Here is a 14,615-nt window from a genome sequence, read left to right as displayed (position 1 = left end):
GCTGCAATTTGCAAATGGAGCTGGGAACGAGCCGGCTGCCGCAATTTCCCACGCCGAATAATCTTAGCCTCGACCAGTATTTGTGCGAGCGTGCGCTGGCGGGGCTTAAGCGGCGGCTTGACACGGTTTATCCAGACGCCGCGCGGCAAGCCGAGCAAATGCCGGTTTACCGGAAGCGGCTTGATTTTGAAACGCGCACCATCGTACAAATGGGCTATTCCGGCTATTTTCTGATCGTCGCGGACTTCATTAACTGGGCCAAGCAGAACGGCGTGCCCGTCGGTCCCGGACGCGGATCCGGAGCCGGTTCTCTGGTCGCCTACGCGCTCGGTATCACCGATCTCGATCCGCTGCGCTACGATCTCCTGTTTGAGCGCTTCCTCAACCCGGAACGGGTGTCCATGCCCGATTTTGACGTGGACTTCTGCCAGGACGGCCGCGAAAAGGTGATCGAATACGTAAAGCATAAATTTGGCGAAGATAGCGTTTCACAGATTGCCACATTTGGCACCATGGCGGCCAAAGCCGCGGTGCGCGATGTCGGGCGGGTTTTGGATCTGCCATATAACTTCTGTGATCAGGTGGCGAAACTCATTCCGGTGCAGCCGGGAAAAACCGTCACTCTGCAAATGGCACGCGCCATGGAACCGCAACTCAAAGAAAGAGAGCAGAAAGAAGAAGAGGTCCGCGAACTTCTTGCGCTCGCCGAGCGCGTCGAAGGCCTGACCCGCAACGTCGGCATGCACGCCGGAGGCGTACTGATTGCGCCGGGCAAACTCACCGATTATTGTCCGATTTACGTCGCGCCCGGAGCGGACGCGATTATAAGTCAATTTGACAAAGACGACGTCGAGCAAATCGGGCTCATCAAATTTGATTTTCTCGGCCTCACCACGCTGACGGTGCTGGATTGGGCAGTGCGCTATTTGCGCAGCCTGAAGCCGGAATTCAAGGATTTTACGCTCGACAATTTGCCGCTCGACGACAAAGCCACATACGAAATATTTGCGTCAGGTAACACCACCGCAGTGTTCCAGTCGGAATCAAAAAGCGCCAAGGATCTAGAGCGCCGTCTGAAAGCGGATTGTTTTGATGACTTGATCGCATTAATGGCTCTGAACCGACCCGGGCCGCTGCAATCAGGAATGGTAGACGATTTCATAAAGCGCAAGCACGGCGTGGAAAAACCGGAATATTTTCACCCCGAGCTCGAGCCGGTGCTGAAACCCACCTACGGCGTTATCGTCTACCAAGAACAAGTCATGCAGATTGCGCAGGTGCTGGGAGGCTATAGCCTGGGCTCGGCCGACTTGCTGCGTCGCGCGATGGGCAAAAAGAAACCGGAGGAAATGGCCAAACACCGGAGTATTTTTATCCTGGGAGCAGTCAAGCACGGGGTCAGGAGCCGGCAGGCGGAGCAGCTTTTCGGGCTGATGGAGAAATTCGCGGAATACGGTTTTAACAAGTCGCACTCGGCGGCGTATGCGATGGTGGCTTATCAGACCGCTTACCTCAAGGCGCATTATCCTGCAGCTTTCATGGCCGCCACGCTCTCGGCGGAAATGGCCGACACGGACAAGGTGCAGATTTTCTACCAGGATTGTCTCGCGAACCGCCTTGAGGTGCTGCCGCCCGATATCAACTTGAGTGAATATCGTTTCGTGCCGGTCGGTGACGCCCAAATCCGCTACGGCCTGGGGGCGGTCAAAGGCACGGGTGAAGCGGCGATCAACGCGATTGCGCGCGCGCGTGATGCGCAAGGGCCCTTTGTCGACTTGTTTGACTTTTGTCGGCGCATCGACAAACGCGTCGTCAATCGCCGTGCGATCGAATCTCTGATACGTGCCGGCGCATTCGATTCACTCTCCCCGCGACGCGAAAGCTTGCTCGCATCAGTGGGTATCGCAATGGAAAACGCCGAGCAGGCGCAGCGTTCGATCAATCAGGTAAGCTTGTTCAGCGAGCTTGACGAGAGCGCTGCGCGGCACGTTGCTCTGTTGGATGCGCCGCAATGGCCTGAGCCGGTGCGACTGCAAAACGAAAAGATGGCACTGGGCTTTTATTTCAGCGGCCACCCGTTTGCCGGCTACCGGAAGAGCCTGCAGGGGTTTGTGAAGGCAGGTTTGAGCGAACTCGCGCCGCAGCAGCAGGCGCTTCTGCTTGCCGGCATCATCCACAGCGTGCGCATTCAGCAGACGCGCCGCGGAAGGATGGCGATCGTGGTGCTGGATGACGGCACCAGTCAAGTTGAAACAGTGGTATTCAATGAACTATTCGAAGCGAACCGCGAACTGCTGAAAGAAGACCAACTGCTGATTGTCGAAGGCAAGGTCGGCCAGGATGACTATTCTGGAGGTCTACGAGTCTCCGCCGAAAGACTGTATGATTTGACCGCGGCGCGCAACCGGTTCGCGCGGGCGATGCGTCTCAGCCTCAACGGCGAAGCAAGTGCGGCCCGGCTGCGGACCCTGCTCGGACCCTACCGGAAAGGGCTGTGCCCGGTCGCAGTACGTTATCACAACGCGCACGCGGAATGTGACGTGCAATTGGGTGAAGAATGGCGGGTCAGTCTCGATGAAAATTTGCTGCGCGATTTGTGCGAATGGCTGGCTCCCGAGAACGTAGAGCTAATCTTCTGACTCAGCGCGTGCGCAACACTTCGAAGCGCGTAAAATTTCCTTCACCTTCCTCAATTTCAACACGCTCGACCTGCGCCGATTCCGGCCCGCGATAAGCCCAATCGATGATGGCTCGCAATGCTTCCGGTGTTCCCTGCACTACGGCTTCCACGCTGGAATCGAAGCGATTGCGCACCCAGCCGGTAACTCCGAGCGTCTCCGACTGCCGGCGCATGGTTTCGCGGAAACACACGCCTTGTACCCGGCCATAAATGCGCAAACGCTTGACCATCTTCCTATTGTGCAGCCAATGCCGCCGTGCGGTCGCGCCACAGCGAAATCAGCGCTGCCATGAGCGCCGGGCCGACGAACAATCCCAGCAAACCCAGGTTTTCCAGCCCGCCCAAAATGCCCAGCAATACCCACAAGAAAGGCAATCGTGCGCCGCCGCTGATGAGGGCGGGTCTTACGAAATGATCGAAAACAAATAATACCAGCGCTCCGAAACAGAATAAAAACGCAGCCGCGAGAATATTTCCCTGAACCAAAAGCGCAATGGATGCTCCGCCAAAAATTAACAACGCGGCGAAAGGGATCATTGCGAGCAAAGCCGTCAAGGCGCCGAGAAGCGCTGCGTGCTCCAGCCCGGCAAGCGCATAGCCGATCCAGAGAAGAACGCCTTCGGCGAGACCCACCATGACGAGTCCGTTGACCGTGGCTCTCACGGCGCGGGCCATATTCGCGATATAACGCTGGCCGCTCTCCCCGACAGCACGGCGCACCATCTCAACCAGCTGCTGCCCCAATACTGTGCCATCGCGGTAAAGAAAATAGAGAGTAATTAGGGTTAAACCCAGGATTGCCACGCGGTGCACGATCTGTCGGCCGAAAATTTTCGCCCATTCCAAAGAAACCCCCGAATTCGCTTGAAGCAGCAGCCCGGCGAGTGCATGCGGATCGGAGAGATTGCCGCTCCACCACGAAACCAGCCAGTCCCCCGCGAACGGAAGTTTTCCAAGCCACTGCGGTGCGGGCAGGCCGAATTGCTGGGCGCGATGCAGCACTTTTAACACTAGACTGGCTTCATGCCCAGCTTGGATTACAGCATAAGTTAGTGGAATCAGTAGCGCCACGGCGACCAAACTAGTAAATAACATGGAACCCCAGCGCCGACGGTAGGGCACAGGCAATTTTTGCACGAAGCGCTGGTATAGCGGCCAACTTGCGATGGCGATCACCACTGCCCAGGCGAGCGCTGCGAGAAAGTCATGCACAATCCATACGCCGAGCAATATCAACGCTGCGGCGGCAATGAAACGAGAGTTCCGTTGCAGGAAATCCATCATGGGATGTTTTGCATTGCGCAGTATCTGCTGCGTAGCGTGAGTATACCCTGCGCTGTAGGGTGGCGGCGGCCGACTGTAAAGTACCGGGCATGGGTATTTTGCACGCGATTCGGAGAAGTAAGCGCCGGTGCCGCTAAGCAAATATCCAGGGGCATATGAGTGCTTTGGATACATGACAAGGCGCAACGGCGGTTGTGGAAACTGCAAAACTGCATGCAGCGCAGTTTGCCACTGTCCACCTCGGTCACTTGCGATCGGAGTTACGTAGCCGGCATAAGAGCCCAACGAACATAGCGGAAACTTAAATCACAACTAGCGAGACCATTGCCATCCCTCATTTATTTCGTGCTATGGAATCACGTAACGCCCGCCTTAAAAAAGATTGAACGTATGCGGCAGGACCCAGTCAAAACTATAGCTTTGGCCGGGCGAGGGCGAGACGCGAGACCGTTGGAGCCGGAACCGAGGTTGCTCAAACCTGTAGTGATTGTCAAATGCTCCGCATCAGCGACAATTCTTGGAAAACTCGCAGGTGGTGCGCTTGCTTTACCAGACAACCTCAATTTGTTACTTCGTATGGCAATGCCGTCGCCTAACCAAGCGCTCAAGGGGACCGACTCCTTTTCGCGTGACTGCAGCGAGCCGGGTCCTAATTGATTACTTTATCGATCCACACCGACCAAACGGAGGCCGATATGAACGAACGAAATACCAGCAATTCCTCGACAGAAATGGGCCGCGGCGATTCTCGTATAGCTGCCGCGGGCGCCGCGGCAGAACTTTCGACGGATAGTTTATCAAGACCTGCGCAAAAAACGGCGCCGCATATGTTGGCGCGCCTGCCTTACGCCGAAAACGCGTTGGAACCGGCGATAACGGCCAGGACAATTGGTTTTCATTATGGGAAACATCACAAAGGCTATGTGGACAACCTGAACAAGCTTGTTGCGGGAACCGAGTATGCCGACCTGCCACTGGAGAAGATTATTACTGCCACCGCCGGACGGGCAGAAAGAGCCGCAGTCTTCAACAACGCCGCGCAAGCATGGAACCACACGTTCTATTGGAAAAGCATGAGACCTAAAGGAGGCGGCGAACCGCCGGCCGCACTGAAGCAGAAAATCGAGGCATCCTTCGGCGGCCTGGACACCTGCAAGAAGGAGCTTGCCAACGCAGCCGTTTCACAATTCGGAAGTGGCTGGGCATGGCTTGTTCGTGACGGCGATAAACTCAGGGTTGTAAAGACCGCGAATGCCGAGGTTCCATTGACATCCGGCATGAAGCCACTACTTGTAATAGATGTGTGGGAACACGCTTATTACTTGGACTATCAGAATCGCCGCGCCGATTACGTAAACGGCGTGCTCGACAAGCTGATCAACTGGGAGTTTGCTTTGCAAAACGCCGGCTGATCGCGGGCACATTCAATTCAGTTTGCATTCGAATCCGTCGCGTTACGCGTGTAGTGGAGACACCAACGAGCGCGTTACGCGACGTTCGAATACCGAGTGCCTCAAGCCCTTTCTTTCAGATCCCGGGAACGAACTGACCGGCTAATTTTCAATACCGTAATCCGCGCCCGTCATTTATGCGGACGCCCGATGGCAGACGTGATAGGCTTCCTTCTGCCGAACATTACTTTGCCGCCGTCGGCGCTTGGATCCGCCACCTCGACGAGCAGGAGGAAAAAGATGCCGGACGAACGTGCCACTGGAAGTTGCCTGTGCGGGCAAGTTCAGTTTGAACTTACCGGGAACATGGGAATTTTTCAATATTGTCACTGCTCGCGGTGCCGCAAATTTACCGGTAGTGCGCATTCTGCAAACTTATTTGTTTCGCCGGAGCAGTTCTCATGGACAAAAGGAAAGGAATTTGTGGGTGTTTACGCACCCGAACAAACCAAATATTTTTCCACCGCATTTTGCAAGAGTTGTGGCTCTTCATTGCCATGGAAAAGCAAGAATCAAAAGGTGGTTGTTGTTCCAGCGGGAACCCTGGATAAACACCCGGGGATAGAGCCGTCCCAGAATATATTCTTCGCGTCAAAAGCGGCATGGTACAAACAGGCAGCTGATTTGCCATCGTATGACGCGCTTCCAACCAAGTAACAGCAGATCGCGAACCTGTTAATCAAGCCGACTACCGCGATGGCGCGCGTTTTTTATTCACTGACGGCTGCGGTCGCTTGCCCAATGTCAGTAATTGTCCTGCAGCAGAAATGAATTAGAGTTCCATTGCACAAACTCGATCGTGACGACCTGCGTGCCGTATCATTTGCTGATCGCGGTGAGGATGCCTTGCATAATGGCGAGCGGCGTAGGAGGACAGCCCGGTACGGCAACGTCCACAGGGATTACGTTTGCCACGCTGCCGCAGCTTGCGTAATTTTCGCCGAAGATCCCGCCACTGCAGCCGCAATCACCGATTGCAACCACCAGCTTGGGATCCGGGGTAGCCTCATAGGTGCGCTTCAATGCGGTCTCCATGTGGCGCGATACTGGACCCGTAACAAGCAGCAGGTCCGCATGGCGGGGGCTGGCCACGAAGCGGATGCCCAGCCGCTCCAGATTGTAGTAGGGACTGTTGGTGGCGTGGATTTCGAGTTCGCAACCGTTGCACGAACCCGCATCCACGTGGCGGATGGCTAACGCTCGTCCAAGATACCTTAAAATTCCCTCTTGCAGGCGCTGCGGCAAGATGCGCAGCGCCTCATCCGCCGTCGGAGCCGCTTCGGTCTTGATACCGGTTTGAGCAATCTGTTTTAGAAGCTGGTACATGCTTACAGGTCGTGCCCGCTATAACTCAAGTTGAAGGATTTATTGATCAGCGGGAAATCGGGAACGATGTTGCCGATTACCGCGTACTGTAATGCCGGCCAGTTTTGCCATGAAGGATCATGCGCATGACAGCGGCGTACTCGGTTGTTTTCGCCTGCTTCCAGAGCAATGAATATTTCACCGCGCCAGCCTTCCACCCAGCCTATGCCGGCTGTTCCGTGGGCCGCGTTGGCAAGCGCAATTCGAGTACCACCGGAAGGAAGCTGCCGCAGCAGCATTTGGATCAGCCGTATTGATTCGGCCAGTTCGTCAAACCGCACCGAGACGCGAGCGGCAACATCGCCCCGCGTGTGCGACACCAGTTGCACACCGAGCTCCCGATAGGGTGAAATTGAATAATTTACGCGGAGGTCGCGCCGGTTGCCGCTGGAACGCCCGGCGAATCCGGTCAGGCCTATTTTTTCCGCGAGTTCCGGGGGTAACCGCCCAGTCATGATAAACCGGTCCTGTGCGCCCGCATGTTCGTCATAGATGGACTTGAGCGTGGTAACCTGCTTTTGGATTTTTTGCAGCTGATCTAGAAGCAAATCTGCTTCACTTTGCAACAGGTCCTTGGCAACTCCACCGGGCACGATAGCGTCCATCAAATAGCGGTGACCGAATAACTGCGCGTTGAGGCGTAACAAATCTTCCTTAAGGCGCCAAAACTGGAAAAAACCGAAGGAGAGCCCCACGTCGTTACCCAGGTAACCGAGATCTCCAAGATGGTTGGCGATGCGTTCCAATTCGAGCAGGATGCCACGCAGTGCGTGCGCCCGGCGCGGCAGCTCGATTCCTCCCACGATGCTTTCGACAGCCATGGCGTAGGCCCAGGCGTAGGCGACGGTCGAATCGCCGCTGATTCGCCCGGCGAGTTTGGCGCCTTCTTCAAGCGTCATGGTCTCAAAACGCTTCTCGATTCCCTTGTGCTTATATCCAAGCCGCTCCTCAAGACGCAGAATTTTTTCCCCGACAATGGAAAATCGAAAGTGCCCGGGTTCGATCGTGCCGGCATGTACCGGACCGACCGGAATTTCGTGCACCCCTTCGCCGTCAACTTTTACGAACGGATAGTGGTCTTCGGCGGCAGGGAAATGGGTGGCGATGCTGAAATCGCTGCGCAACGGGAACACGCCTCCGGGCCAGGCGCCGTGGCGCAGCCACTTGCGGCGGTCGGGATTGTCCTGGGCGTGTATGCCGACAAGATCGTAGGCGGCGCGTTGCATGCGGTCGGCGCTCGGGTAGACGTCGGCAATGCCGGGATAGCGCGGATGCTCGCGCGCGAGAGGCACGGTGAGCCACAGCAGTCCAGAAGGAAGCGCGAGAGCAAGATGCAATGCGTACCCACCGCCTTGCTGGGTTTCGTCGCTACCCCAGAGCGCTATCAGCGGAAATTTTTGTGACCGCGCTTCTTGGCACAGGCCGCGCAGTTCGCTTGCATCGATCGATGCGCGGAAAGCCGGCATAGCCCCCGGGAGTACTTGGACATCCAATGGAAATTCCGCCAGGCGCATGGTCATCCTTTCAGCCTATCAGCGCCGCTGCCTGGCGATACCATGCAACGAGGTAGGGCGGGATGTACAGACCGAGCATCAACACGATCGCCAGGTGTACGAACACGGGGATAAGCGCCGGCGGATGTGGCAGGCGGTGCGCAGTGGTCTCGCCGAAGACCATCGGTTGCACTTTGCCGAAGATCGCAGCGAACGCGACGCCAAGCGCGATTAGCAGGAACGGCGTGGCCCAAGAGTGCTCGTGCATCGCAGTGGTCAACATCATAAATTCGCTGGTGAATACGCCGAAGGGCGGCATGCCGAGGATGGCCAGACTTCCAACTGCGAGGCCCCAGCCGATGGTCGGGCTCTGCACGATCAGACCGCGGATCTGGTCCATGATCTGAGTGCCGGTGCTCTGCGAGGCGTGCCCAACAGTGAAGAAAATTGCGCTTTTAGTGAGCGAGTGCACCGTCATGTGCAGCAGGCCAGCAAATGCCGCGACCGGCCCTCCCATGCCGAAGGCGAAAGTCATGATACCCATGTGCTCAATCGACGAATAGGCGAACATGCGCTTGATGTCTTTTTGCCGCGAAAGGAAAAACGCCGCTACCACGACCGACAACAGCCCGAATCCCATCAGAAGGCCACCGGAAAAATTACGCCCGAGCGCGCCGTCTACCAGAACTTTGCTCCGCACCACGGCATAAAGAGCTACGTTTAGCAAAAGGCCAGACAGCACCGCCGAAACCGGCGTTGGACCCTCGGCGTGCGCATCGGGGAGCCAGTTATGAAGCGGAACCAGCCCGACTTTAGTCCCGAAACCCACTAATAGAAACACAAAGGCCAGTGAAAGCACGGTAGGCTCGAGTTGATGTCGAACTTCGTACAGGTGTGTCCACAGAAGCGAGGTGCCGCCGGGCCCGAGCACTTTTTCAGCGGCGAAGTAAAGCAGGATGGTGCCGAAGAGCGCTTGCGCAATGCCGACACTGCACAGGATAAAGTACTTCCACGCCGCTTCCAGGCTCGCCGGTGTGCGGTACAGGCTCACCAGCAACACCGTCGAAAGGGTTGCACCCTCCAACGCCACCCACAGGATGCCGACGTTGTTGGCAAGCAGGCACAGCACCATAGTGAACGAGAACAACTGGTACATGCTGTGATAGAGGCGCAGTCGATGCGAGTTCACTCTTTCGTGGTGTTCCTCGATGCGCATGTAACGGCGCGAGAACAACGATGTGGTAAAGGCGACGAAGGCGGTCAACGCGACCAGGAAAACGTTGAACGAATCGACGAAGAACTGCTCGCCCATTGCCATCATCGGGCCGCCGGCGATGACGCGCCCGGTAAGCAATGCTGCAGCTCCGAAGGTCAACAAACTCATCGCGGAGTTCAGTTCCGGAGCCCAGCGTCTGTGGCCCACCAGCGCGAGCAGCAGGCCGCCCAGGAGCGGAATGCCGAGAACCAGCGTGATCTCCACCTCAGTCCTCCTTCAGCTTTTCCATATGCCGAATGTCGAGGCTGTCGAATTGCTCGCGAATATGGAAGAAGAAAATGCCGAAAATGAATGTACCAACCAGGACGTCCAGCGCGACGCCAAGTTCTACAACCAGCGGCATGCCGTAAGTGGCGCTGGTGGCGGCGAAAAACAGGCCGTTCTCCATTGCCAGAAACCCGATCACCTGCGGCACCGCTTTACGCCGCACGATCATCATGAGAAAGGACAGCAGCACGCTCGCTAGCGCAATGCCCAGCGTCGACTTGGTAAACGCGTTCGCCATTTGCGAAATTGGCGCTGCCAGCGCAAACGCAAAGATTACCAGCCCAATGCCGATCAGCATCGTAGTCGGTATGTTGATCAGGGTCTCCACGTCCCAGCGTACGTTAAGCCGGTCGATCAGGCGGTGCAGCACCCAGGGGATCATTGCGACTTTCAACAGAACCGTGAGCGCAGCTGAGAAGTACAGATGGGTCTGGCCGGTCGAGTAGGCGACGATTAATGTCGAGATTGCGAGCGCTGCGCCCTGCCACGCGAATAGGCGGATCAGGGTCAGAATGCGCCGCTGCGAAAGCATGGCGAATGCGATCAACAGCAGAAGCGCGGCTAGCAGATTCACGGCCTGGCTTGCCAGGGACGGGTTCATGCGCGGACCAGGAAGTGAGTCAGCATCCCCAGCACCGCGAGCAGAAATGCTGTAGACAGAAACTCGGGAGCGAGGAATAGCCGCAATTTGGCGAGCACAGTCTCAATCAGTGCGAGCCCCGCGCCGGCGAAGAACAGCTTTACCGCGAGTACAGCGAAAGCAAGCGGCAGCGCCTTCCAGTCTCCAGCCTCGGCGATGCCCCACGGCAGAAATAGAGCGATGCCTATAGTCATGTATGCAAACAGCTTGATTGCGGTGGCCCACTCGATCAGCGCCAAATGGCGCGCCGAGTACTCGAGGATCGTCGCTTCATGAATCATGGTGAGCTCAAGGTGCGTGGCTGGATTGTCGATTGGGATGCGGGCGTTTTCCGCCAGCAGTACCATGAGGAAGGCGGCTGCCGCGAAGGCGAGGCTGGGGTAGATCACGAATTCGCGATGTGCAAGCGTTTCGACAATGGTTGTGAGCTGAGTCGAGCCGGAAATAAAGGCGGCGGTGAACAGCGTCATCAACATTGCGGGCTCGGCTAAAAAGCCGATCAGCATTTCGCGTCGTGCGCCCAAACCGCCGAACGACGTTCCAATATCCATTGCAGCCAAAGCCGAGAATACTCGGGCAAGGGCGAACACGCCCACCAAGGCGATGATGTCAGCCGCCGGCGCAAACGGCAAATCGGTTGCGAGTACCGGCACAATTCCCGCAGCGAGCCACATGCAGCCGAATAAAATATAGGGTGTTGTGCGAAACAGCGGCGACGCGTTGTGTGCAATGACCGCATCCTTATGAAAAAGCTTCGCCAATGTGTAGTACGGCAGCAGGATGCTCGGCGCCGACCGGTTCTGCAGCCAGGCCCGGCATTGGTTCAACCAGCCTACGAGCAGCGGTGCGGCAAGAACCACGAACAGGGATTGCAGAATCTGGAAGGCGATTCCGGGTAAATGAGTCATCGCACAAATACCAGCAGCGCAATCAGTGTGAAAAAGCTGTAGAGCAGGTAGATGCTGATCTTGCCCTGCTGCAACAGAGCGATTTTCGATGAAACATATTCTGCAAGCCTCGCTACCGGCAGATAAAGCCAATACCAGTGCCGATCTTCGATCTTGAGCGAAAACCTCGGCGCGGGATCGTCCGGATCGGGCATGTGGCGCTGCATGAGGTAAACCGGACCGAACACATGCCTGATCGGCTGGCCAAATGCGTCGGCAGTGTCCTGCATGCGCGACGTCTGCTCGGGAAAACCACAGTCCCAGGGGTTGGAAAAGCGCACCCTGCCGTGGTAGAAGCGGCGCACCAGCAAAAAGGTGAGCAGTGTCACGGCAACAATCACAAGGAGAAAAATAATAGGCGCATAGCTTGCCTGCACGCTCGATGTGGGAACGAGCCAGAGCCAGCTGGACTCCAGCGCTTGATCGGAAAGGCCGTGGCCGGTCAGGTGCGCGCAGATGCGGTTAAGCATCAGCAGGAATGAACTTGGAAACAGACCCAGCACGAGGCAGCTGGCTGCGAGCCAAGCCATGCCGAAGCGTTCCATTTCGCCTGCGTCGCCGCCGCGGCCCGTGACTGGCGAGTGCGCCGGATGTTTTGCCTCCCGCGGTTGGCCGAGGAAAGCAATCCCGTACACCTTCACAAAACACATTGCGGTTAGCGCGCCAGCCAGTGCCAGCGTTGCGGCAAACAGCGGTACAAGGCTTCTGACTACGCTGTTTTGCAGAATGGGAACCTGGAGCGCGGTCTGAAAGGTGAGCCATTCTGAGACAAAGCCGTTCAAAGGCGGCAACGCCGAAATGGCCAGGGCGCCGATGAGAAAGTAAAAAGCGACCTTGGGCATGGTGCGGATCAGCCCGCCCATGTCGTTTAGATTGCGTAGCCCTGTAGCGTGCAGGATCGAGCCCGCGCCCAGGAACAACAATCCCTTGAATACCGCGTGGTTGAGCGCATGGTAAAGCGCGGCGATAAGGCCGAGCGCGCCCGCCACGGGGTGACCGAAGCCAATAAACACCATCGACATGCCAAGTCCAAGCAGGATGATGCCGATGTTCTCGACCGAGTGATACGCGAGCAGGCGCTTCAAGTCATGCTGCATGAGTGCGTAGAGCACGCCAAACAGCATGGTACCGGCGCCGATAATCAGCACCAGGATCCCCCATTCCCAACGCACGCCGCCGATGAGATCGTAAATCACTCGCACCATGCCGTAGATTGCGGTCTTGAGCATAATGCCGCTCATCAGCGCCGAGACCGGGGAGGGCGCGGCAGGATGTGCCTCTGGGAGCCAGGCGTGGAGCGGAATCATGCCCGCTTTTGCGCCGAAGCCGAAGAACGCCAGCAAAAACGCAACAGTTGCCCAAAACGGCTGGAGGTGCGCCGCTCGCAACGCATCGAACGTGTAGTCGCCATGGCCGCCATGCATCACGCCGAAGCAAAGCAGGATGGCTATCGCGCCCAAGTGCGCAATCAGCAAGTAAAGAAAGCCCGCGCTCCGGATCGCCGGCAGTTTGTGGTCGGTTGTGACAAGGAAGTACGAAGACAGCGCCATCGTTTCCCAAGCGACCATGAACAAATACGCATCGTCGGCCAGGATAACGAAAGCCATGCTGGCGAGGAACACGTGGTATTGCAGAGCGATAAGCGTGAGCCGCTGTACGGTCTCGCTGCGGAAATAACCGGCGGCGTAGACTGAAATGCCCGCTGAAACCGAGCCGAGCAACATCAGAAAGAATCCGGCCAATGGATCGACGCGCAGATGAAACGGCAGGTCCGGCAGACCGAGCGGCAGAGTCATCTGATCTGGGGACAACCATATTGCCTGAAGGCCAAAGGCGGCAAGCGCAAGGCCCACCAGCGCGCCAAGCGGAAACGCGAGCCGCCTGGCGATAAAAGCATTCGCAGCGGGGATCAGGGCCAGACCCGAAATGGCAAGCCAGGAAACTGCGGCGAGGAGCGAGCCTGTAAGCGGTGAGGCGCTAACTTCCAAAGAGATCACTTCACCTTCATCCCTGGCTGGGCGCCGGAATCGGGTGCAAGCAGATAGATGCCCGGTGCGTCGCCCGATGCCGCGAGCACCATGCCTTCGGACACGCCGAATTTCATTTTGCGCGGAGCGAGATTCGCTACCGTTACCGTGAGTCGGCCCTTGAGTTTTTCGGGCTCGTAGACCGATTTGATTCCGGCAAAGACGGTGCGGGTTTGGCCGTCCCCCACGTCCAGCGTGAGCTTGATTAATTTCTCCGCACCGTCTACGTGCTCGGCGTTGACAATGCGTGCAATGCGCAGATCAATCTTGTTGAAGTCGTCAATGGTGATGGTACTTGATGTCGTGCGGGTTTCCACGGCCTTCTCCTGGTGTTGTGCGTGGCGTTGCGGCGAATGAGCCTGTGCTGTTGGTTGCAAACTTTCCCTGTTGGCTTCAACGAGTGCAGTAATCTGCTTTGTGTCGAGGCGAGTCATGAGATGTTCGTAAGAATTAATTTTGTGGTTAGGCGGTAGTGAACTATTCACATCGCACCATGCGAGAGGTTTAACATTCAAGAAAACTTCAGCTTGTTCGGCAAGGGTTGGTAATACCGGCTTGAGGTAAAGGGTTAGAAGCCGAAATAGTTCAAGACCGACAGAACAGACCCATTGCAGATCATCCTTTCTATTCGGATCCCTCGCAATTTCCCACGGCTTCCATTTATCGATGAACTCGTTAGCTTTGTCTGCGACATGCATTACTGCACGAGCTGCTTTGCTGTAATCTCGCTTGTCATATTCGTCTCGAATAGTCGTTGCGAATGCTTTCCCATACTCACGAATGACACTGATTTCACGCCCCTGCTGGGGATGAGTTTTCGCTATTTTTGAGGTGAAATGCCAAAGTTCCATGTCTTCAGTGAGTGGATCGCTCGACAATAAACCGCCAAACTGTTTAGTGATAAATCCTGCAGTCCGAGCTGCAATGTTGATGTATTTTCCTACCAAATCGCTGTTCACTCTCGCTACGAAATCCTCGAGATTGAGATCAATGTCTTCCATCGTTCCATTCAGTTTCGTCGCGTAGTAGTAGCGCAGCCACTCGGGATTGAGACCCTGCTTAAGGTAACTCTCCGCGGTGATAAAGGTGCCGCGCGATTTGGACATCTTCTCGCCGTTCACGGTAAGGAAACCATGGGCGAAAATTTTGGTGGGCGTGCGGTAGCCGGAATATTTAAGCATCGCA

General features: G+C 56.6%; 12 protein-coding genes. 3 read left to right on the top strand and 9 right to left on the bottom strand.

The features are described 5' to 3' along the window. On the top strand, window positions 1–2,639 hold a 2,639-nt coding region (gene dnaE / locus VLV32_08240), incomplete at its 5' end, for a DNA polymerase III subunit alpha (protein ID HUL41877.1). 1 nt (window position 2,640) lies between these two features. Here the strand turns inward: dnaE and VLV32_08235 are convergent. Together VLV32_08235 and VLV32_08230 are read right to left on the bottom strand one after the other, a co-directional pair. Then, complete coding sequence (locus VLV32_08235) at window positions 2,641–2,910, bottom strand: acylphosphatase (GenBank protein HUL41876.1); 270 nt, start codon at window positions 2,908–2,910, stop codon at window positions 2,641–2,643. 4 nt (window positions 2,911–2,914) lie between these two features. Then, complete coding sequence (locus VLV32_08230) at window positions 2,915–4,138, bottom strand: AI-2E family transporter (GenBank protein ID HUL41875.1); 1,224 nt, start codon at window positions 4,136–4,138, stop codon at window positions 2,915–2,917. A gap of 653 nt (window positions 4,139–4,791) precedes the next feature. Between VLV32_08230 and VLV32_08225 the strand changes: the two genes are divergently transcribed. Next, the gene (locus VLV32_08225; protein ID HUL41874.1) at window positions 4,792–5,376 is read left to right on the top strand and encodes a superoxide dismutase; all 585 of its coding nucleotides are present in this window, start codon (window positions 4,792–4,794) and stop codon (window positions 5,374–5,376) included. Between the two features lie 189 nt (window positions 5,377–5,565). Continuing rightward, window positions 5,566–6,072: a GFA family protein gene (locus VLV32_08220; protein ID HUL41873.1), complete on the top strand. Its 507-nt coding sequence runs from the start codon at window positions 5,566–5,568 to the stop codon at window positions 6,070–6,072. Window positions 6,073–6,234: 162 nt separating this feature from the next. On the opposite strand, the gene VLV32_08215 is transcribed toward VLV32_08220, so the two are convergent. The 7 genes from VLV32_08215 to metG form a co-directional block, all read right to left on the bottom strand. After that, window positions 6,235–6,741, bottom strand: coding sequence for an NADH-quinone oxidoreductase subunit B family protein (locus VLV32_08215; GenBank protein HUL41872.1), 507 nt, complete (start codon window positions 6,739–6,741; stop codon window positions 6,235–6,237). Between the two features lie 2 nt (window positions 6,742–6,743). Further along, window positions 6,744–8,300: an NADH-quinone oxidoreductase subunit C gene (locus VLV32_08210; protein HUL41871.1), complete on the bottom strand. Its 1,557-nt coding sequence runs from the start codon at window positions 8,298–8,300 to the stop codon at window positions 6,744–6,746. 4 nt (window positions 8,301–8,304) lie between these two features. Beyond that, window positions 8,305–9,753, bottom strand: coding sequence for a hydrogenase 4 subunit F (locus VLV32_08205; GenBank protein HUL41870.1), 1,449 nt, complete (start codon window positions 9,751–9,753; stop codon window positions 8,305–8,307). 1 nt (window position 9,754) lies between these two features. Further along, window positions 9,755–10,417 carry a formate hydrogenlyase gene (locus VLV32_08200; protein ID HUL41869.1) on the bottom strand — a complete coding sequence of 221 codons (663 nt, stop codon included), beginning with the start codon at window positions 10,415–10,417 and terminating at the stop codon, window positions 9,755–9,757. After that, complete coding sequence (locus VLV32_08195) at window positions 10,414–11,364, bottom strand: NADH-quinone oxidoreductase subunit H (protein ID HUL41868.1); 951 nt, start codon at window positions 11,362–11,364, stop codon at window positions 10,414–10,416. Before VLV32_08195 ends, VLV32_08200 begins: the two co-directional genes overlap by 4 nt. After that, entirely contained in the window at window positions 11,361–13,400 is a 2,040-nt protein-coding gene (gene hyfB / locus VLV32_08190) for a hydrogenase 4 subunit B (protein HUL41867.1), read from the bottom strand. Before hyfB ends, VLV32_08195 begins: the two co-directional genes overlap by 4 nt. After that, window positions 13,397–14,615, bottom strand: a 1,219-nt coding sequence (gene metG / locus VLV32_08185; GenBank protein HUL41866.1) for a methionine--tRNA ligase subunit beta, incomplete at its 5' end; no start/stop codon positions are given. The genes hyfB and metG, both read right to left, overlap by 4 nt.

The sequence above is a fragment of the Burkholderiales bacterium genome (assembly GCA_035518095.1).
In the GTDB taxonomy this organism is placed as follows: domain Bacteria; phylum Pseudomonadota; class Gammaproteobacteria; order Burkholderiales; family JAHFRG01; genus JAHFRG01.
The sequence above is the reverse complement of the archived record's forward strand: the minus strand, read 5'-3'. Positions and strand labels throughout refer to the sequence as shown.